17 protein-coding genes are annotated in these 19,418 nt (G+C 44.3%); 11 read left to right on the top strand and 6 right to left on the bottom strand.

The window, feature by feature from the left end; genetic code table 11:
* Positions 1-89: 89 nt before the first annotated feature.
* Positions 90-764 (top strand): nitroreductase, encoded by a 675-nt coding sequence (locus tag JV36_RS0117560; protein ID WP_032096669.1) that lies wholly within the window; start codon positions 90-92, stop codon positions 762-764.
* Between the two features lie 44 nt (positions 765-808).
* On the opposite strand, the gene JV36_RS19735 is transcribed toward JV36_RS0117560, so the two are convergent.
* The gene (locus JV36_RS19735) at positions 809-973 is read right to left on the bottom strand and encodes a hypothetical protein (RefSeq protein WP_160173365.1); all 165 of its coding nucleotides are present in this window, start codon (positions 971-973) and stop codon (positions 809-811) included.
* Between the two features lie 202 nt (positions 974-1,175).
* Between JV36_RS19735 and JV36_RS0117565 the strand changes: the two genes are divergently transcribed.
* The 6 genes from JV36_RS0117565 to JV36_RS0117590 all read left to right on the top strand — a co-directional run bounded on the left by JV36_RS0117565 (position 1,176) and on the right by JV36_RS0117590 (position 7,510).
* The gene (locus tag JV36_RS0117565; RefSeq protein ID WP_442853196.1) at positions 1,176-1,997 is read left to right on the top strand and encodes a bacteriorhodopsin-like; all 822 of its coding nucleotides are present in this window, start codon (positions 1,176-1,178) and stop codon (positions 1,995-1,997) included.
* A gap of 90 nt (positions 1,998-2,087) precedes the next feature.
* The gene (locus JV36_RS0117570) at positions 2,088-2,945 is read left to right on the top strand and encodes a polyprenyl synthetase family protein (protein ID WP_032096668.1); all 858 of its coding nucleotides are present in this window, start codon (positions 2,088-2,090) and stop codon (positions 2,943-2,945) included.
* Entirely contained in the window at positions 2,938-4,548 is a 1,611-nt protein-coding gene (crtI, locus tag JV36_RS0117575) for a phytoene desaturase family protein (RefSeq protein ID WP_052010229.1), read from the top strand. Before JV36_RS0117570 ends, crtI begins: the two co-directional genes overlap by 8 nt.
* Positions 4,538-5,452 (top strand): phytoene/squalene synthase family protein, encoded by a 915-nt coding sequence (locus JV36_RS0117580; RefSeq protein ID WP_032096667.1) that lies wholly within the window; start codon positions 4,538-4,540, stop codon positions 5,450-5,452. The genes crtI and JV36_RS0117580 overlap by 11 nt, the downstream gene beginning before the upstream one ends.
* On the top strand, positions 5,445-6,635 hold the full coding sequence (locus tag JV36_RS19360) for a lycopene cyclase family protein (protein ID WP_052010228.1): 1,191 nt from the start codon (positions 5,445-5,447) through the stop codon (positions 6,633-6,635). Before JV36_RS0117580 ends, JV36_RS19360 begins: the two co-directional genes overlap by 8 nt.
* Positions 6,635-7,510 carry a Brp/Blh family beta-carotene 15,15'-dioxygenase gene (locus tag JV36_RS0117590; protein WP_032096666.1) on the top strand — a complete coding sequence of 292 codons (876 nt, stop codon included), beginning with the start codon at positions 6,635-6,637 and terminating at the stop codon, positions 7,508-7,510. Before JV36_RS19360 ends, JV36_RS0117590 begins: the two co-directional genes overlap by 1 nt.
* Here the strand turns inward: JV36_RS0117590 and idi are convergent.
* The 4 genes from idi to JV36_RS0117610 all read right to left on the bottom strand — a co-directional run bounded on the left by idi (position 7,507) and on the right by JV36_RS0117610 (position 12,484).
* Positions 7,507-8,076 carry an isopentenyl-diphosphate Delta-isomerase gene (idi, locus tag JV36_RS0117595; protein ID WP_200883171.1) on the bottom strand — a complete coding sequence of 190 codons (570 nt, stop codon included), beginning with the start codon at positions 8,074-8,076 and terminating at the stop codon, positions 7,507-7,509. The genes JV36_RS0117590 and idi overlap by 4 nt on opposite strands.
* Before the next feature lie 214 nt (positions 8,077-8,290).
* On the bottom strand, positions 8,291-10,165 hold the full coding sequence (locus tag JV36_RS0117600; RefSeq protein WP_032096665.1) for a putative bifunctional diguanylate cyclase/phosphodiesterase: 1,875 nt from the start codon (positions 10,163-10,165) through the stop codon (positions 8,291-8,293).
* Positions 10,166-10,479: 314 nt separating this feature from the next.
* A complete protein-coding gene (locus JV36_RS0117605) occupies positions 10,480-11,634 on the bottom strand; it encodes an iron-containing alcohol dehydrogenase (protein WP_032096844.1) in 1,155 nt (384 codons plus the stop codon).
* Positions 11,635-11,653: 19 nt separating this feature from the next.
* Positions 11,654-12,484, bottom strand: a complete 831-nt coding sequence (locus JV36_RS0117610; RefSeq protein WP_052010257.1) for a type 1 glutamine amidotransferase domain-containing protein — start codon at positions 12,482-12,484, stop codon at positions 11,654-11,656.
* 169 nt (positions 12,485-12,653) lie between these two features.
* Between JV36_RS0117610 and JV36_RS0117615 the strand changes: the two genes are divergently transcribed.
* Positions 12,654-13,562 carry a LysR family transcriptional regulator gene (locus JV36_RS0117615; protein WP_032096664.1) on the top strand — a complete coding sequence of 303 codons (909 nt, stop codon included), beginning with the start codon at positions 12,654-12,656 and terminating at the stop codon, positions 13,560-13,562.
* Positions 13,563-13,664: 102 nt separating this feature from the next.
* Here JV36_RS0117615 and JV36_RS0117620 read toward each other — a convergent pair whose 3' ends face one another.
* Positions 13,665-14,069, bottom strand: a complete 405-nt coding sequence (locus JV36_RS0117620) for a phosphate ABC transporter substrate-binding protein (RefSeq protein WP_032096663.1) — start codon at positions 14,067-14,069, stop codon at positions 13,665-13,667.
* A gap of 194 nt (positions 14,070-14,263) precedes the next feature.
* Here JV36_RS0117620 and JV36_RS0117625 point away from each other — a divergent pair, with 194 nt between their 5' ends.
* The 3 genes from JV36_RS0117625 to JV36_RS0117635 all read left to right on the top strand — a co-directional run bounded on the left by JV36_RS0117625 (position 14,264) and on the right by JV36_RS0117635 (position 19,383).
* Positions 14,264-14,515 carry a hypothetical protein gene (locus JV36_RS0117625; RefSeq protein WP_032096842.1) on the top strand — a complete coding sequence of 84 codons (252 nt, stop codon included), beginning with the start codon at positions 14,264-14,266 and terminating at the stop codon, positions 14,513-14,515.
* A 133-nt stretch (positions 14,516-14,648) separates the two neighbouring features.
* Positions 14,649-16,568, top strand: coding sequence for a methyl-accepting chemotaxis protein (locus JV36_RS0117630; protein ID WP_032096662.1), 1,920 nt, complete (start codon positions 14,649-14,651; stop codon positions 16,566-16,568).
* Between the two features lie 268 nt (positions 16,569-16,836).
* The gene (locus JV36_RS0117635; protein ID WP_235207899.1) at positions 16,837-19,383 is read left to right on the top strand and encodes a M1 family metallopeptidase; all 2,547 of its coding nucleotides are present in this window, start codon (positions 16,837-16,839) and stop codon (positions 19,381-19,383) included.
* Positions 19,384-19,418 lie beyond the last annotated feature (35 nt).

Genomic DNA, 19,418 nt, shown 5'->3' on the forward strand with positions numbered 1-19,418 from the left:
TTATGTGTGCCTTTTGCATTGCATCACGGGATGGTCAGCGTTTACTCTATGTTAATAATTTGTAATAACATAGAGTAAGCGAGAGTCTTATGAATTTTGCAGAATTTGCCGCTTCAAGAAAGAGTGTCCGCGGCTTTACTAAGCAGCCTGTGTCAAAAGCAACCGTAGATTCTATTATCAACGCGGCTAAGTGGGCGCCTTCTTCTTACAATACACAAACGTGGAAGATACACGCTGTTACTGGCGATGTTTTAGATAAAATACGCGAAGGTAATACAGAAAATACCCTTGCGGGAAAGCCTCATAAACGGGATTTTCCCTACAAGGAAGACTACGAAGGTATTCACCGCCAGCGACAAATCGATGTAGCCGTTCAGCTGTTTGATGTCATGGGCATAACTCGCGAAGACAAAGAAAAGCGAATGGACTGGATGATGCGCGGTTTTCGTCAATTCGATGCACCTGTATCGTTAGTGCTGACTTACGACAAAACGCTTGAGCCTGCAGGAATTACTCAGTTCGGTTTAGGCTCTTTGGCTTACGGTATTGTACTGGCCGCGTGGGACTTAGGCTTGGGGTGCGTGATAAACGGCCAGGGCATTATGCAGTCTGACGTAGTGCACAAGCATGCCAATATTCCAGACGATGAAGCCATTATGATTTGTATAGCGCTTGGCTATCCAGATCCTGATTTTCCTGCCAACTCTGTTCGCTCTACCCGCGCAGACAACGCAGATTTTGTGACCTACCACGGTTTTGAGTGAGCGCTAAACAGCTAAGCCGCTAAACAAAATCTACTCATTTTTATCTACTCAACCTTTTCCTGCCGCATGATCATTACAATGATGATAGTGAGTAACAATGCGGTAGGTACCCCCACCATTAAAAACTGCTGTTGACGCACGAAGTACCACGCCAGAGATATCAAAGACACAATTACTGCAGCGGCAAAGCCTAGTTTAAAGAATTTCATAATACTTTCCTGATTTTAATTAATAAGTGTGTACGAAAATACAGTCTAAACATAGTTCTTATTAATGTTTTTTAATATTAGCAGAAATCAGGGTGATGTTCTGATCCCAAAAGTTGTTAATCAATTACCTAATGGTACGTTAAGTAATTGTTAAAATACTCAACGTCAACCTAAACTCAGTGATGAATGTGAGAGAAAAATAATGAAGATAAACTTTAGCTCCATCTCAGAAATGTGTAAAAACGTGGGTAAAGTCGGAATGAAAGGCAAAATGCTCGCCACAGTCGGTTTATTGCTTTTAACTCCAACGATGGCCCACGCGGCCGCCAACCTTGAGCCTGATGATTTCGTTGGAATTTCATTCTGGCTAATTTCCATGGCACTTATGGCCTCAACCGTGTTTTTCCTATGGGAAACACAAGCTGTAACGGCGAAATGGAAAACATCCTTAACCGTGTCGGCGCTAGTAACGTTTATCGCCGCAGTGCACTACTTCTACATGCGAGACGTGTGGGTAGCAACGGGTGAAACACCAACAGTATATCGTTACATAGACTGGTTACTAACAGTGCCACTGCTAATGATTGAATTCTACTTAATATTACGTGCTATTGGCGTAGCAACAGCCGGCATATTCTGGCGCCTGCTTATTGGTACACTAGTCATGCTAATTCCAGGATATCTTGGCGAAGCAGGATATATGGACCTTACGCTCGGCTTCGTAATTGGTATGCTTGGTTGGTTCTACATTTTGTACGAAGTATTCCTTGGTGAAGCAGGTAAAGCAGCAGAAGCCCATGCAAGTGATGCAGTAAAATATGCATATGGCGCAATGCGTTGGGTTGTAACTATCGGTTGGGCAATTTATCCAATCGGCTATGTGATGGGTTACCTAGTGGGTGCTGCAGATGCAGATTCGCTTAACATTATCTATAACTTAGCAGACGTAGTTAACAAAATTGCATTTGGCCTCTTGATTTGGTTCGCCGCAACGAATGAAAGTGACGGCAAACTAAAAAATTAAGAGAACAGGCAGTAGTTAACTAACTGCTGCTTTGCGTTATGCACGCTTGCGCTGCAAAGCAGCGCAAGCGTTACTGCCAAGGGTGTGAAAATGAACAAAAGCAAAACTAAAAGCACCAGTAAAAACAGCCTACAGGTAATGGAGTTATTAGAAAAAGAGCTCTTTTCATCTGTATCAGAAAATTCAGCTGCGTGTTACCACCTCCAAAGCGGAGGTTCGCGAACACGAGCTAAACTTTGCCTTCAAGCTTGCGAGGCATTGTCACTTAACGAGCAAACTGCTTTAACGCTAGCTAGCTGTGTAGAGCTATTACACAATGCTTCGCTGGTTCATGACGATTTGCAAGACAACGACGCACAGCGCCGTGGTCGGGCGTCTGTCTGGAGCCGGTTTGGAAAAGACATCGCGCTGTGCGCAGGTGACTTAATGCTGTCAAAGGCCTACGGCGCTTTGAGCGATATTGAAGACGTTGCAAAACTTCCTGCTTTAATTCGCTGTGTAAGCAACAATGTTTCCAAAACTATCGAAGGTCAGTGCAAGGATATCCATCAACAGGTTAAATCACTTGCCGACTTTGAAATTATCGCAGCAGAGAAATCTGGGCCTCTTCTACAGCTATCTCTAGCGCTACCGCTCGTTGCAGCTAATTATGAAAGCGCAGTCGACAAAGCCAGTGAAGCCATTCGCCAGTTTGCAATAGCCTATCAAATCGCTGATGACATGGATGATTGGCAGGCAGATTTAGCCAATGGTCAGCTCAATGTGGTTAATTTATTGGCCAGAGAATCTGATCACGACCAGGCCATTGAACTGGCTAGAACGCGAGCGCAGTATTTACTTAAACGCTGCGAACTTGAATTGAAAGAATTACCCGCTAATTGTGGCGAGTCTGCGATAAAAGCGTGTCAGCTTTTGTTCAAGACAGTGTGTAGGAGCCAAAATGAATAAAGCAGTAGTCATTGGAGCCGGGTTTGGCGGCATAGCATCGGCCTTGCGTATGAAAGCAAAAGGCTACGACGTTACTTTAGTCGACCGCCAAAATGAATTGGGCGGGCGAGCACGGGTTTTTCGTCGCAACGGCTTTGTTTTTGATGCAGGTCCTACCGTGATTACTGCACCTTTCTTATTCGAAGAGTTATTCGAACTTTTCGGAAAGAAAATTGAAGACTACATAGATATTGTGCCCGTAGAGCCTTGGTATAAATTTGCGTACCCCGATGGCGATACGTTTAACTACGGCGGCACACTTGAAGATACGTTAGAAGAAATTAGGCGTATTTGCCCAGAAGATGAGAACGGCTACCTCGAACTATTAAAAGAATCAGAAGCTATCTTTGATATTGGTTTTAGCCAATTGGCAGATAAACCTTTCCATACACTTTCTAGCATGGTCTCCCAAATTCCCAATCTCGCCAAGCTTCGTTGCTATCGCAACGTGTGGCAGCTAGTGTGCGAACACTTAAAAAGTGAAAAGCTGCGCCAAGCCTTTTCTATTCAGCCTTTGCTGGTTGGCGGCAACCCATTTGACACTACCTGTATTTATAACCTAATCCATTTCTTAGAGAGAAAGTGGGCAATTCATTTTGCTATGGGTGGCACCGGCGCATTAGTTCAGGCGCTAGGCAAGCTGATGGAAGAAGAAGGCATTAACATTCAGCTAAACACCACTATTACGGGTATCGAAACTGAAAATAAGAAAGCCACAAAAGTGCACTGCGAATCGGGTGCCATTGACTGCGATACCCTAGTGTCGAATATCGATCCAAAATACCTTTATTCAAAACTGATTAAAAAAGAAGATCAAAAACTGTCAGCTCGGATAAAAACCAAGCATGCCAAGCTCTCCATGGGACTGTACGTTTTATATTTTGGTACTACCAAAAAATTTGAAGACATAGCTCACCACACCATTTGGTTAGGCAAGCGTTACGAGCCACTTTTAGATGATATCTTTAATAAGAAAGTGTTAGCAGACGATTTTTCCCTATATTTACATCGCCCAACAGCCACAGATCCTAGTATGGCGCCCGAGGGTTGCGATAGCTTTTATGTGTTATCTCCTGTTCCCAACTTGTCATCCGAGACACAATGGGAAGACATTCGTGAAGAGTATGCAGAGAAAATTATAAAGGCTCTCGAATCATCTATCATGCCGGGTCTTAGCGACTGTATTGTTGAACAATTTGACATGACACCTAAAGAATTTTCTGAAGAGTATTTAAGTGTAGAGGGCGCAGGTTTTTCAATTGCTCCCACCCTTACTCAATCGGCGTGGTTTAGATTTCACAACAAATCAGAAGGAATAGAGAATCTTTATCTGTGTGGTGCAGGGACCCATCCTGGGGCAGGGTTACCCGGCGTACTTTCCTCTGCAAAAGTGGTAGAAAGCCTAATTCCTAGCGTGGTGCCTAATAAAACCCATGAAACGGCATCAACAAAAGCACAAGAGGTTAAACCTGTGTCCGTTGCACATTCAACGAATTGCAATGTTACCCAGTCAAGCTTGTCCGCATCTCCCGAATTACAGGGTGGGGGCGTGAATGCAAAATGAAGGGGTGGCATTAGCAACACTCGCTAAACATGGTAAGTCTTTTCGTTTTGCAGGATATTTTTTGCCTGAAGAAAGACTTAATCAGGCCGCCCGTCTTTACGCCTTTTGTCGCTGGGTTGATGATATAGCGGATGAAAGTAGCGACAAACAGCTCGCTAAGACAGAGCTGGAAACTATTCAGCGCGCTATTGAAACCGACACCGTATTATGCGCAAACACGGCAGATTTTCTGTCATTGCAGCGTGAGCTCGGCTTTTCTTCGACGCTTCCTATACAGCTTATAGAGGGGGTGAAACAAGATTTATACACCGTGGATTTTAAAACGCAGGATGACCTTATCAGGTATGCCTACCGGGTAGCAGGCGTAGTGGGGCTAATGATGTGTCCCATTTTAGGCGCTGAAGAGAAAGGGCTGCCTTATGCCACCAACCTCGGCATTGGCATGCAGCTTACCAATATAGCAAGAGACGTTTTTGAAGATGCGCAGATGGGAAGACGATATATTCCCCACAGCTGGTGCGATGTGTCTGCTGAAGATATTGTGGAAAATTCCGTTACTACGCAGCAAAAAGTAATAGATGCCACAAAGCGGTTACTGGCATTGAGTGAGTGTTACTATAATAGTGGTTGGCAAGGATTAAGGTACTTACCTAAAAATAGCAGAAATGCCATTGCCATCGCTGCTTCAGTTTACCGCGAAATAGGCATTAAGCTAGCGGCAAGTCATAACTATGCGTATTGGGAAGGAAGAACGCGGGTAGGGTTACCCAAGAAAGTACTGATTGCCTCTTCTGTAATGGTGAGAGGTGGCTACCCTGTATTTGCTGAAAAGCGTGCACCAAGTATTGATGTGCTTCACGCCTCCATTACCGACCTGCAGCCCGCTAGCATAATTAATGACTAATGATAACGTAGACATTATTATCCGCGGGGCAGGGTTATCAGGCATATCCCTGCTTTTAGCGTTAACAGAACAAGGCTACTCAGGAAACGTATTAGTCGTTGAAAAGCGCGCTAAACCCGAAACACAAAAAACATGGTGTTTCTGGGGCGAGCAAAATATTTCTTCCTCCCTACATCACTTAATTAAACGCCGCTGGTTTTCATGGTCATTCTCAAATGGCCGTCAAGAATATCACCACTGTACACAATCAAATGAACACGCTTACTGCTGCTTACAGGCCGAAGATTTTTATCGATACGCCTTTGACAAGCTCAAAGGCCTGCCCACCATAGAATGGCTATGGAATACCGATAGTGAGTTGATTAATTCTGTAGATGCCAATGCTCATGCCGATACTCATGCCGATACGCAGGCCAGCGCCAATAGTGTTGAGCTAGCGCTGAACGGCCGGCGAGTTTCAGCGTCCTTTGGGTTTGACAGTGCGTGTGGTATTTCTCTGCCAGAAGGTAATACCATTAATCAGTATTTTGTTGGTGCGTGGGTGAAAACGTCCACTCATTCGTTTAACGCAAAAAAGGCCGCACTGATGTCAAACATGACCGCTGATGAAAGCTGTTTTGAGTTCACCTATATTTTACCCTTCGATGCAGACTATGCACTTATTGAGCTAACTCGCTTTTCAATGCGCGATGAATCCCTTGCCGATATGCAGTCTGCCTGTGAGAAAATAGTTAATAATGGTGATTATGGCAATGATGTGGTTATTGAAAAGTGGGAGAAAGGTGTGCTTTCAATGGACACACGAATAGCCCCCGTTAAGGTAGGCAATTGGAATTGTATTGGTGCGCGAGGCAGTATGATTAGAGCGTCGTCTGGGTATGCGTTTTTAACCATTCAGCGTTGGGCGGAAAAAACAGCCCAAAGCCTCTGCAGTGAAAACAAACTATCTCTCGCCAAGCCTATATCGCCGCTATACTCTGCATTAGACTCTCTATTTTTGAAGGTAATGAGAAAAAACATGGCGCTGTCCCCAACGCTCTTCAACGCAATGGCTAAAAATGTGGGTGCTGATGTGTTTGCCCGCTTTATGACAGAGAGCGCTACTTTTTCAGACGTACTGTCTATCATCAAGGCTATGCCGATTAGACCGTTCGTCAAAGCGCTTTTTACCCCTGAGCACTAATGAATACCCATCGGCTTTTTAATTACTTTACGATTTCAAGTATCGTGCTTTGTATAGCCTGGTACGCGGCCTTTCCCATTTCAAATGATGGGATAGGCATAGCGGCTCTCATTGTAATTTTCATCATGGGAATGCCTCATGGTGCACTAGATATCCTTATGCTTAAGTCTTTAAGCAAGCAAGACATGGGAAAATTTCGCTTCAGCTATGCCGTGAAGCTCAGCCTACTTGTTTGCGTGTACACCGTATTAGTGGCGATGGCGTTTTTTGCATGGATGCTGTTGCCAACAGTGTGCCTCTTAGTGTTTTTAACTATTGGGGTTGCCCACTTCAGGCACGACTGGCAGCAAACACGTTCGACACCCGCATGGTGTCTCAGTACCGTGGTGGTGACAGCCCCATCGTTGGTGTACTCACAGCGTCTTGTAGATGTTTTTGAATGGCTTTTTTTACCCGCCTACCATGCGTCTATTATCCCTTTAGGCATGCAGGTGATAGCAGTGCTGTGCATTGCAATTGTATTGGCTTATTGGTTAAAAAACAGTATTGAGACGACAGTTGTTAAGAACATGATTATTGTTGTGATGTGCGCCTGCGTGCTGCCGCCGCTTGTCTTTTTCACGCTGTACTTTTGTATTGTTCACTCTGTTTACCACACAGTGTTAGTGCAAAAAGCAATGCAGATGAATTTCAAAAGTCTGGCTGTTGCCACGCTTATTCCCATGCTAGGAACTGTTGCGATTTTTAGCGTGGCCTATTGGTATTTTATCGAAACAGAAGCGTTGAGTGTGTACTACCCGCTTATCTTTATCGGGCTGTTTGCAGTAACGTGCCCCCATGTGTTGCTCACACACCTTTGTAACCGCAATAGCTAGGCATCATGCGTTGGCTTTTGTTCTCTGGCACTCACAAAGCGCTTTAGTAAATCTGCAAACCAAGCAGTATAGCTGTGTGGGTTTTGTGATAACTCAGCCTTAATGTCTTGTTCGCTTACCCAGCGAGTGGCGCTGACTTCATCAGGGTTAGGTGATAGAGCGACGTCGTTGTCATTGCAATACTGAACGAAAATATGATCGTACTCATGCTCAGTAAGCCCGTTATCTAATGACGCTTTGTATGTCATTGCGCCAACGTACTCAGGGTTAGGTAAATGGGTAACACCTAGCTCTTCAAAAACGCGACGCTTTACCGCACTATCAAGCCTTTCCCCTTCTCGAGGGTGAGAACAACAGGCATTACTCCATTTGCCACCGCTGTGGTATTTATCACTGGCTCTTTGTTGTAGTAAATGTTCAAAGCCGTTTTCGGTTTTTCTCACTAGCATCAGTGAAAAGGCAAGGTGAAGAAGGCCGTGTTGATGAGCTTGGAGTTTCTCACATGTACCAACCATATTGCCCATCGAATTGACTAACACTACTGACTCATTCATAACAATACTCATCTAAAAGAACCTGCCCAATATTTATTAATATATACGGGTGGGGGACAATATGGTTTTACATTAGTTGAAGTAAGTCGGCATGAAGCGCTGCTTTGCAATAGCAGTGATTTTTCTACCGCTTAAATTCAAATTATGTACGAGGAGGTAAGGGCGCTTTATTGATTGGTGTGATGCTTGTGTTTCATCACGCTATTTGTTGCGAAGCTGTGTGTTATCAGGAATTAAGCAATACGTCGAGTTCATGTTTTGGTATGGGCTTGCTCCAAAGGTAGCCTTGTCCAATATCGCAACCAAGCTCAATAAGCTTAGCTTTTGCTGCTTCGTTTTCCACGCCCTCTGCTACAACCTGCATGTCTAAGCTCTTTGCCATATTCATGATGGCAGACACTAAGGTTTCGTGTTTTTGGTCGATGCCGAGAGTAGTGATAAAAATCTTATCAATTTTTAATTTTCCGGCGTTAAACGCTCGCAGGTAGTTTAAGTTGGAATAGCCTGTACCAAAGTCATCAATAGAAAACTGAACGCCAAGCTGTTTAATGTGTTCCAGCTGCTTTCTAATGTTTCCGTGATCATCTGCTAGGATGCTTTCTGTTAGTTCAAGTTCAAGAGATGCGGCAGGCAAGCCACTTTTTTGCAATGCTGACTTAACAATACCGGGCAGTGAATTATCCCTAAACTGTGAAAAATACAGATTTACCGCCACGGATAAATATTTGTTGCCAATACTGTGTTGGTAAGCACAATATTCACAGGCTTCTGTGAGCACAAATGCGCCTAGTTGATTAATGAGTCCGCTGCTTTCGGCAACGGGAATAAATTGGTCGGGGAAAATAAGACTGCCGTCTTCTTGCGGCCATCTTACCAAGGCTTCCATAGCGCACACTTTTCCCGTTTCGAGCGCAATTAAAGGTTGGTAGTACACCGCTAGTTTATTATGTAATACGGCAGGGCGTAATTGCTGTAGTAAGTTAAACAGCACGTCACTGCGCTCATCGAGTGCGGCATTGTAATACTCAAACCGGTTTCGTCCTTTGCGTTTCGACTCGTACATGGCCACATCAGCTTTACGGCAAAGCTGCTTAAACGTCGTTCCATCATCTGGTGCGCAGGCTATTCCTATTGACGCAGAAACTACTATTTTGGCTTCTAATACTTCAAATTCAGTGCTGCACCACGCAATTAGGTTTGTGCAAAGCGCATCGACTTGATTTTTATCGGTTACACCGGCTGACAGCACAATGAATTCATCACCCCCAAAGCGAATGAGGCACTGATCATCGTTTAAATGCTGACTAACGGTTTGCGCAATGTTTTGTAAAAACTTATCGCCTGCAGCGTGGCCTAACGCATCATTAATAGGCTTGAAGTTATCTAAATCAATAAACAGTAGTGCCAATTTAGTCTGGGATGGGTTGTTTTTTTCCAGCATGGTCGAAAAAAGTCGCTCACCACATAAGCGGTTGGGTAAATCTGTAAGGGGATCGTGCAGTGCAAGGTGCTGTACCTGAAGCCGGCTTTCTTCTGCTTTTGTGTTTTCTATTTGCAGTGACTGCAGCAGATTCCTGATGTCTTGTACCAAGATGTACACGCAGAAACCAGTGAATATAAAAAGAATCATGATAAATATGACGTGGGACCACGTCACTGACGGGGCGTGGGGAACCACCACGCCTTCAATAGCCAACCAAGCCAGCAACACACACTGCAATAGCACTGAAGTCAGCGTGGTTAAAAATAGACGTCTATCGCCAAGGATGGCAGAAAAGATGATCACGCTTGGATAGCCCAGCATGGCCAGATCGAATACACCAGCGCCAGTTATCGACAACAGGAACAGCATAAGCGAGATTGATATTAAGAATAGGTAGTTACATAGGTTCGAATATCGCCAAACCGACAAACAGGTAGTAGCCACAAGAGAAAGCAAACCGAATGAAAAAATATAAACTGCAAGCCCACGGGCAAAGAGAAGGGCGATAAATAAACTTACGCTCGCGATAACGCAGGTTTGCACTAACCTTTGTTGTTTCACAAGTATCATCTTACCGCTTGATGTTACTGAAGAGGGCTCTGCTTTTCTATCCAACATGATGATAGTCCTAACCCATATATTGATTAATACAGTAACGGTTAGGGGGCAAAAATCAAGAAAGTAATGCGACCAAAACAGATTATGAGGATTCTGCGGCTAGTATGGATTCTTGAAGACGAGGTAAAAAAGGAAGAGGAAAACAAAGGCTAGGCGGATTAAAAAGAGCACAAACCCGCGCTAATAAGCAGACTCATTTGTTCTACATATTAGCGCGTTATTGATACCTACTCGCTTTATCTACTAGCTTAGGCGTGTGCGCTACTTGTACTAGCGCTTTAGCGCACTTAGCCTAAAACTTGGGAGTTTAAGCGTTAGGCTGCCAGCGTGAGAATTTCTCTTGCCTTTACTAGGTCAATATCGCCGTGCTCACCAAGCGCTGTTAGGCCGTTGCGCTCTAAGTTATCAACCAATCCATCAATGGCTGTTTTATCGATATCATAATCAGATAAGCGAGTTTTGACCTGCATTGTTTCAAAGAAATCTTGAACGGCTTTAATAGTCAAATCTATCGCCTTTTCTTCATTTTGTTCTGAGATATTAAATACGCGCTCACCAAGCTGCAAAATCTTCTCTTTTTTGCTGTCTCGCTGCACATACATTAGTGACGGTAGCACGATAGCTAGCGTTACCGCATGGTCTAAACCGTGAAGTGCCGTCAATTCATGGCCAATCATGTGAGTGCCCCAATCTTGTGGAACGCCTTTGCCAATAAGACCATTCAACGCCATTGTCGCTGACCACATTACGTTAGCTCTTACGTCGTAATCAGTAGGTGTTGCTAGTGACTTAGGACCTTCTTCAATAAGCGTTTGCAAAATGCCTTCTGCAAACCTGTCTTGTAACGGCGCGTTAACTGAGTAGGTAAGGTACTGCTCAATAACGTGCACAAAAGCGTCTACCACACCATTTGATACCTGTCGCATCGGTAGCGAATAGGTAAATTCAGGGTCAAGTACTGCAAATACCGGCTGTACAGACTCAGATGAAAACGCGCGCTTCTGTGAGGTTTCTTTGCGATTTACCACTGAATTACCGTTACTTTCTGAGCCAGTTGCAGGCAGTGTAAGTACGGCACCAATAGGTAATGGATTTTCAAACGGTGCTTCTTTAATTAAGATATCCCAAGGGTCGCCAGCAAAGTTAACCGCAGCAGCGACAAATTTTGCACCGTCGATTACACTTCCGCCACCCACAGCAAGGATAAAGTTAACCTTGTTTTCACGAGCCACCTCAACGGCTTTCATCAGCGTCGAAAATTCCGGGTTTGGCTCAACACCGTGAAACTCTACAACTTCGGCATCGCCAAGTGCTTCTAGGGTTTTATCGTAAATGCCGTTCTTTTTAATCGAGCCACCACCGTAAAGAAATAGCACCTTCGCATTGTGCGGTAAACGAGAGGCTACTTCACTGAGTTGGCCCTTTCCAAAAAGCACTTCTGTTTGATTTTTAAATGTAAAATTAAGCATAGTCAGTTTTTCGTCCTTATTAGTCTTGTTCATTCAGTTGGTTAATAAGCTTTTCAGCGAGTAATTTGTCTGAGAAAGGGTTTTGTCCCGTAATTAGCTCGCGGTCCACAACCACGTGAGGGGCCCACATTTCTTCGTAACTCATTTCGCCGCCAGCGGTGCTCATCGCATCGGAAGGATAGTAAAGTAAGCCTGCATCGGTAAGGGTGCTCTCAAAATACTCTTCTTCAGCTTGTGAGAAAATCGTCATTTCATAACCCGCGTAAATCCAGTCGTCAGCCTCTGCATTGGCTTGGCTTTTAAGCGATGAATTAAACGCTTCAGGGTCGTTTTGTGCGGATAAAAGCGCGATTGGGCCATGGCATATTGCCGCGGTGGGCTTTTCTGCATTATGAAAATAGCTCAAAATTTTACCCACTTCAGGGTTGTTGGCTAAGTCGATAAGTGGGGCGTGGCCGCCAGGAATAAACACGCCCTTGTAGTTATTTAAACCTGCATCGATGACTTCTGAAAGCGATAGGGTATCGTCAATGCCATCAATAGAGGCAACAAAGCGTTGTATTTGCTCCATGTAGGCACTGTCACCGCCAAAATACTGCGGGATCACCGATTTACTGTCTACGGCGGGCGCATTGCCTTTCGGCGTGGCTAATACCAGAGTGTAACCGGCGTCGACCAGTGCTTTTGCGGGTACGCCAAATTCATTTAAATAATAACCCGTTGGCTCAGTTTTACCTTCTGTAAGCTGCATTCTATCTTCGCTTGATAGCAGTACCAGTACCTCGCCTTTGGTATTAGTCTGACTTTCATGACCTTCACCGCTTCCGTGCCCGTGACTGAAAGCGCTCAGCGATAGCGATGATGATGAGATAAGTAATAATATCGGTAGTGTCTTGTTCACAAAAAATCCTTATTGATTTAAGCCAATTGCTTCAATGGGCTACATCTTACGGAGGTTTAATTGGCACGAGAAGTCAGATAAGTTAGTATCAGCCATCAATAATCTGATGGGTAGGTCGATGTCATATCTTACGCAGTTAAAAACCTTTGTTGAAGTGTATCGCAGTGGCAACATTACTCGAGCCGCATCGAGGCTACATATGTCACAGCCTGCAGTTACATCGCATATTCAAGCAATGGAGTCCATTGTGGGGAAGGAGCTGTTTGTTCGAAAAGCGAGAGGCGTGGAGCCAACCCCAATTGCCGATGATTTGGCGCTTCAAGTATCTAGTCACATCGACATTCTTGAGCAAAAAGTGGCGTCCATTCGAAGTCGAGCTTCTACAGATCACGGTACACTGCACCTTGCTGGGCCTGCTGAATACCTCAGCTCTGTGGCGGGGCCAACACTTGCCAATCTGCTGCAGGCCGATAGAGTCAACCTGGTTGTCCATACCGGCAATAAAACAGATATCTATGGCCTGTTAAAAAACGACGTGGCCGAGCTTGCTATTACCGGTTCAGAGCCAGAATCGACTATGTATGAATATCAAAAACTGGATAAAGAGCGACTAATCCTTGTTATGAACCGAGTTCAGGGCAAGTTGATAGGAGAGCGCGAGGTTACAGCTTCTCTATTAAATACGCATAAAGTGGTCGCTTACGATGAACAACTTCCCCTTATTCGCCGCTACTTTGCTGATGTGTTTAATGCTAAATGCGACTCGCCTGTGGCAGCTATTTGTCCAGATATAAGAGCTATCGCGTCTATTGTTACGTCTGGGGTTGGTTATTCAGTATTGCCCGATTACCTTTGCAAGCAAGGCATAAAGCAGGGTGAGCTTATTCAGCTGGGCAAGCCTGGTCCAGAGAATGATTTATACTTAGTGTGGAAAAAGGGCGCACTTTCTAACCCGAGAGTAGATTTTGCTAAGGACGTTATCACTGCATTTACTAACTTAAATTACCTTGCCGAATATCCAAGCTAGAACGAGGGCTAGTACGAGGGTGAAAGACTCAAAACGCAGTACAGGGGGCACTGTACTGCGCATTTCTTTTAAACTGAACAGGCGAGTTAATCGAACCAAAAGCTAGAACGTGCCTACAATTTTTACTGAGCCATCAACTTTGCTCTCATCAATGAAGCCGATAGTGTTCGGGTTTGTAGCAACGAGCGTTAGCATTTCATCTTCGTTTGAAATCATTTCAGGCGGCGTCCCTCGACCCGTGAACACAAGTTTTGACCAAAAGGCTGAGTATTGAGATTCAGACTTTCCAAGTACGTCTTTGTTAAATGTATCTCGAAGTCCATTACCTGTTTCAAACGTAAGGGGGATAGCTCTGCTCCCATCAGGAAACGCCTTTGATTTACCAAGATAAATGCGTTTCACCATTTCAACGTCAATGCCCGAAGCATTGTTGGCATTAATGATGATAGCCGTGCTAGCAAATACAGGCGTTGAAAGCAAAAGACACAGTGCGAAAATAAATTTCATGAAGGTTACCTTTAATCGTTGTAAATAAATCCGTTATAGAACGCTCGTCATTCAGATGGTCTGAAAACAGTTTAGCCAATAAAGGAAAGAAACAGTGAGTCGTGTTTACGTCTGTTAAAGTATAGCTGAAAATAACACCATGCTGCGATTGTACAATGGTAGCAAAACGTAGAATGAGTATTGGCGAGGTATTGATGGCAAAACCCCGAAAAAAAGCCCCGGAAAAAACCGTTCAGATCTATTGTGCTAAGTGTAAAACCTTACTCTATAAATACAAAAAAGGCGGTAAAGGGGCGTTGGTTAAGTGTTTCAAAGAGCGAATAGTTGAGGACTTCACAAAAGAAGAGGGCATATGCCCTAACTGCGAACAGCAATTTGCACGAGATGCATTAATTCGAGGAACTCCTTCTCTAAAAATGATTGGCGGTAAGGTGAATATGAAGTAAATGATAAAAAAATTTGCTCTATGGAAAAAGTTACCTAAATTTAAGTATATGGAGTGCGTTAACTAGGGAAGGTGCCTGAATAACAATAATTAGCAAATAGCATTAACAACCTTCATGAGCGAGCGAAAATTGTATGTCGATCCAGCGTAAGTTTTTATTAGCAATTAGTTCTGTCATCGCCTTATTAGCCTTGGTCATCGCAATTATCACAGTAGTCACCACGTCTTCCAGTGTCGTAAAGCAGATAGAAACGCAAAAACAAAACACAGCAGACAGGCTCGTTAATATTCTCACCGTTACTGACGCTATTGTACTGGAGCGAGTAAAAAGCAGTATGTCGCTGCTCAAGCAGCGAGGCGAAGCGCTGGGCGTTCCTAGTCATGGTGGGGTTGTCACCGTAAAAGACACACCAGCTCAACAATTATTTCTCGGTTCTCAAGCGCAAGCTAACGACTTTTCATTGGTAGACGGGTTGACTGACGTAATGGGCGGTACCGCCACCTTATTCAGTAAAACGGGCAATGATTATATTCGGGTCAGTACCAACGTTATTAAAAACGGTGCGCGAGCTATCGGTACTAAGCTCGCTCCATCCGGTAAGGCTATAAAACAAATAGAGCAACAACAGGCCTATTATGGTGCGGTAGATATTCTAGGTAGCCCTTATCTCACTGGCTATGAGCCCATGTTCAACGCCCAAGGCCGTGTTATTGGCATATGGTATGTAGGTTATTCTGCAGATCTAAACGTGCTCGAGGATGCAATTAAGAAAAGCCACCTTCTTGATGAAGGCTTCGTCGCCTTGAGAGATGGTAAGGGCAATATTCGCATGCACTCGTCTCATGTCAATGAGCAAACAGTGCAGTCTGCACTCAGTAATAGTGATAAATGGTCGACAACGATCGTGCCTTTTAAAGCGTGGGGCTACGATATTATTTTGGTCGCGTCGGAAAGTGAAAAATCGTCGCTCATAAGCGCGGCTGTTTTTGCGGTGATTGCAAAAGTACTGGTGGCCAGTGCAGGTGTACTTATTACGATATGGTTGCTCGTTAAATACATAGTGGGTAGGCCCCTTGAGGAATTTATTGCGGTGGTAACAAACTTAACCTCTGGCGAAGGCGACCTTACTTTTAGGTTTGAAGGCAAAAGGGGTGATGAGTTTGGGCAAATGGCTAGAGCCTTTAATCAACTATTAGGCCAGCTTCAAGAGACATTGCAAAACGTAGATGCCACAACCGGCGGTATGCTGACTAAATCACAGATGCTTAACAAAACCGCAGAGCAGTCTAGCGAGTCAGTGTCGTTACTTTCTTTAGAAACCGATAAAATTGATTCTGCCATCGTTCTCCTGCAAGAAAATACTGACAACGTCTCTGCCAGTATTACCAGTTCCAGTGAAGCTGCCACAGCCGCAGATAGCGACACCAGAACCAGCGTAAGCGTGCTTGCGCAAACTATCGATGATATTCAAGCCCAGGCTAATGATGTTGATGAGTCAGTTAAAGTCATTGATGAGTTAGCGCAAGCCAGTGAAGAAATTAGCGGCGTGATGGAAGTGATACGCAATATTGCCGAGCAGACAAACTTGCTGGCATTAAACGCGGCAATTGAAGCGGCTAGGGCGGGTGAGCAAGGACGAGGCTTTGCTGTTGTAGCTGATGAAGTTCGCTCTTTGGCAAGCAGAACGCAGTCATCGACAGAAGAAATTCGCATTACGATTGAACGTTTACAACAAGGTAGCAGAGAAGCCGCATCAAAAATGAATCGCAATAAAGATACGGCTTATAATACCCTTGAAGTCACTAAAAATGCAGGAGTCTCACTGGAACAAGCACTAGGTGCAGTGGCTCGAATTACTCGATTAAACCAAGAGGCCTCGCATACTGCACAAGGGCAAAAGGAGGTGGCAAGAAACGTTATTCAAGGGGTTGAGAGTATTAAGGCCGTTGGTGATGCCAATCGAAACTATGCCACCGAGGTGGCAATAAGCTGCAATGAGTTGGTTGATCAAATTAAACAAATGCAAGCGCAGCTTAGGCGCTACCGTTTCTAAGGAGAGGCCGCTAAGGCCTTTTCAATTAAGCCATTGACTCAATCAACTATTTGCGACGAATCTACCAATTGTCAGGCTTGAAACGAACGGTAACAATTTCATTATTGATTATGACAGCTTGGCATTGCCGTAGTCCTTGTTCCCTTTTATTCTATGCAGTGGAAAAAACATTGCAGCGGCGATATCGCACTGCTTCACACATGGAATAATTATAATGAAACGAATAACTGCGCTGTTTAATACGGCAGCGGTGCTGCTCACATTAAACATGCTATTGAGCAGTTTTGCTAACGCAGTCGATGTTGAGTATCGTCTGCCATCGTCAGTAAGCCCCACCTTTCAACGTATTCACTTAAATGTCGACCCGGATAAACCATCGTACTCGGGGACGACGGAGATTGACGTTGTTGTCAATTCACCGACTCAAAAAGTAGGTTTTTATCAGCACGATCTATCCATTACGTCTGCTGCGTTAGTCAACGCTGAGCAATCGTTGTCGCTAAGCGTTATGGAAAGTGACTATGATATTAATTGGGGGACGGCTGAGAACGTTATCAAGCCTGGCAACTACACGCTTAAAATTGCGTTTGAAGGCAATGTAAACACGTCGTCAGACGGCATGTACCTGTCTCGTTTTGAAGAAAACAATTATATCTTTACCCAGTTTGAAGACATGCACGCTAGAAAAGCGTTTCCAAGCTTTGATGAGCCTATTTTTAAAATTCCATATCAAATGACCATTAGCGCGCCTGCCCATCAGGTAGTGGTATCAAATACGCCTGTGCTTGAAGAGTCGGTAAGCGGTGGTTTGAAAACCGTTCAGTTTGAAAAAACAAAGCCTATGCCGACCTACCTTATCGCTTACACAGTAGGCCCATTTGATAGCACTGAGATGACAGGGTTGTCTGTGCCAGGTCGTATTTATGTGCCAAAAGGCTATATCGACAAAACGAAGTTTGTTATCAAGCACACCCCAGAAATACTGACGTCTTTAGAAGATTTCTTTGGCATCAAATATCCATACAAAAAAATGGATTTTGTGGCTGTACCTAACTTCACACATGGCGCTATGGAAAATGTGGGTCTAATTACCTATCGCGATAGCCTATTGCTTTTAGCTGATAACCCAAGTGTTACTGAGCGCTCTGGCCCACTTAATGTGATTGCGCACGAACTTGCCCACCAATGGTTTGGCAATTTAGTGACCATGGCCTGGTGGGACGACCTGTGGCTAAACGAAGCGTTTGCTTCATGGGCTGCAAGTCACACAATGAAGACGTTATATCCTGAGTTAAACTATGCGGATCGCCTTGTTCAAGAAGGCGCTTTTGGTGCAGATGCAAGCCCAACGGTAAAGCCCGTGAAAAAAGTAGTGAAACGTCAGCCTGACGTTATGGATGGTTTGGGGCTTAATTACTCAAAAGGCGAATCAATTTTGCAAATGATTGAGTCGCTAATCGGTACCGACAGCTTCCGTGAGGGCGTGCGTAATTACATGAAAACCCATTCATGGGGTAATACGGTAGCTGATGATTTGTGGCGAGCGCTTGATGGCGTATCCGACTTTAATTTAAGTGCAATGATGAAAGCCTATTTAGAACAGCCAGGCTACCCCATCATTCATATTACAGAAGGCGGTAAAGTCACTCAGTCTCGCTTCCATTTTGCTGGTGCATCGGTAGAAGAAAAAACGTGGGCCATACCGCTTAAGTTGACCTACCAGCAAAACGGCGAAATGAAAAGTGAGGTTGTGTTTATCGACAAAACCACTACAACGCTTCCTCAGCTAGCTGAGGCTGACTGGGTGTATCCTAATGACAATGCCACAGGCTATTTTCGCTGGTCTGTCTCGCCTGCGCAGTTAGACAATTTACTGGCAAATATTGAGGTACTGAACAAGCGTGAAAAGAAAAACGTGTTGTATAACTACCAAGCGCTGTTAAATGCTGATGAGGTTGGTGTTGATAGTGTGATGAAAGTACTCAATGCATTAAGTGCTGACGAAGACCCTGCCGTTATTCGCGCAGCTGTAGGTGTACTGCAAGAATTTGATTACTTAGTCAATGATAGCAATCGCGATGCGTATGCTACCTTGCTTACTAAAAATTATATGCCGCTATTAGATTCACTGAGCCTTACTCAGGCAGATGATGATTCGACAGACATTATTCGCCTTCGCAACCAGCTGTATGGCTTTCTAGGTATGTATGCCGATAGCGATAGCTTGGTTGAGAAGAGTAACGTGCTCGCTAAAAAGTACATCGACGATACAACAAGTGTTTCTTCTGGCCTTGCCGGAACTGCCCTTGCTATTGCGACAAAAAATAGTGCAGATAAAGATAACGCCAAATGGTTTAACGATGTGGTAAGTGCATTTAAAAAAGCGCAGTTGCCAAACGTAAAAAGTACGCTGATTTATTCCATGCGTTTTGACGACAAGGAATCTGTATTCAAGATGTTAGACTTGGCATTAACCAATGAGATAACACCAGCAAACACCATGTATATGGTTGCTCGGGTGGCAAGAAATCTTGATGATCATACCTTGTTGTATCAGTGGCTTCATAATAACGCTGACGCCTTGATTAAGAAGATGCCAGACTATCACGTAGCGCGCATGCCTGAATTTGTGTCTTTAAGCTGCTCTGAAACAAACCTTGCCATGGCGGACACGTTTTATAGCAAGATTCAAGACCGTTACGAAGGTATGTCGCGAGGTGTTGAAATTATGCAAGACGAATCTCAACAGTGCCTTCGCTTAAAAACAGCGTTTCAAAGTGACTTTGATAAGTTTCTTGCTAATTACGCCAAGTAGCTATATCAGAAATACATAGCAGGCAGCGCTGTTTG

Origin of the sequence: Alteromonas sp. LOR, assembly GCF_000753865.1 — a bacterium.
Taxonomy (GTDB): domain Bacteria; phylum Pseudomonadota; class Gammaproteobacteria; order Enterobacterales; family Alteromonadaceae; genus Alteromonas.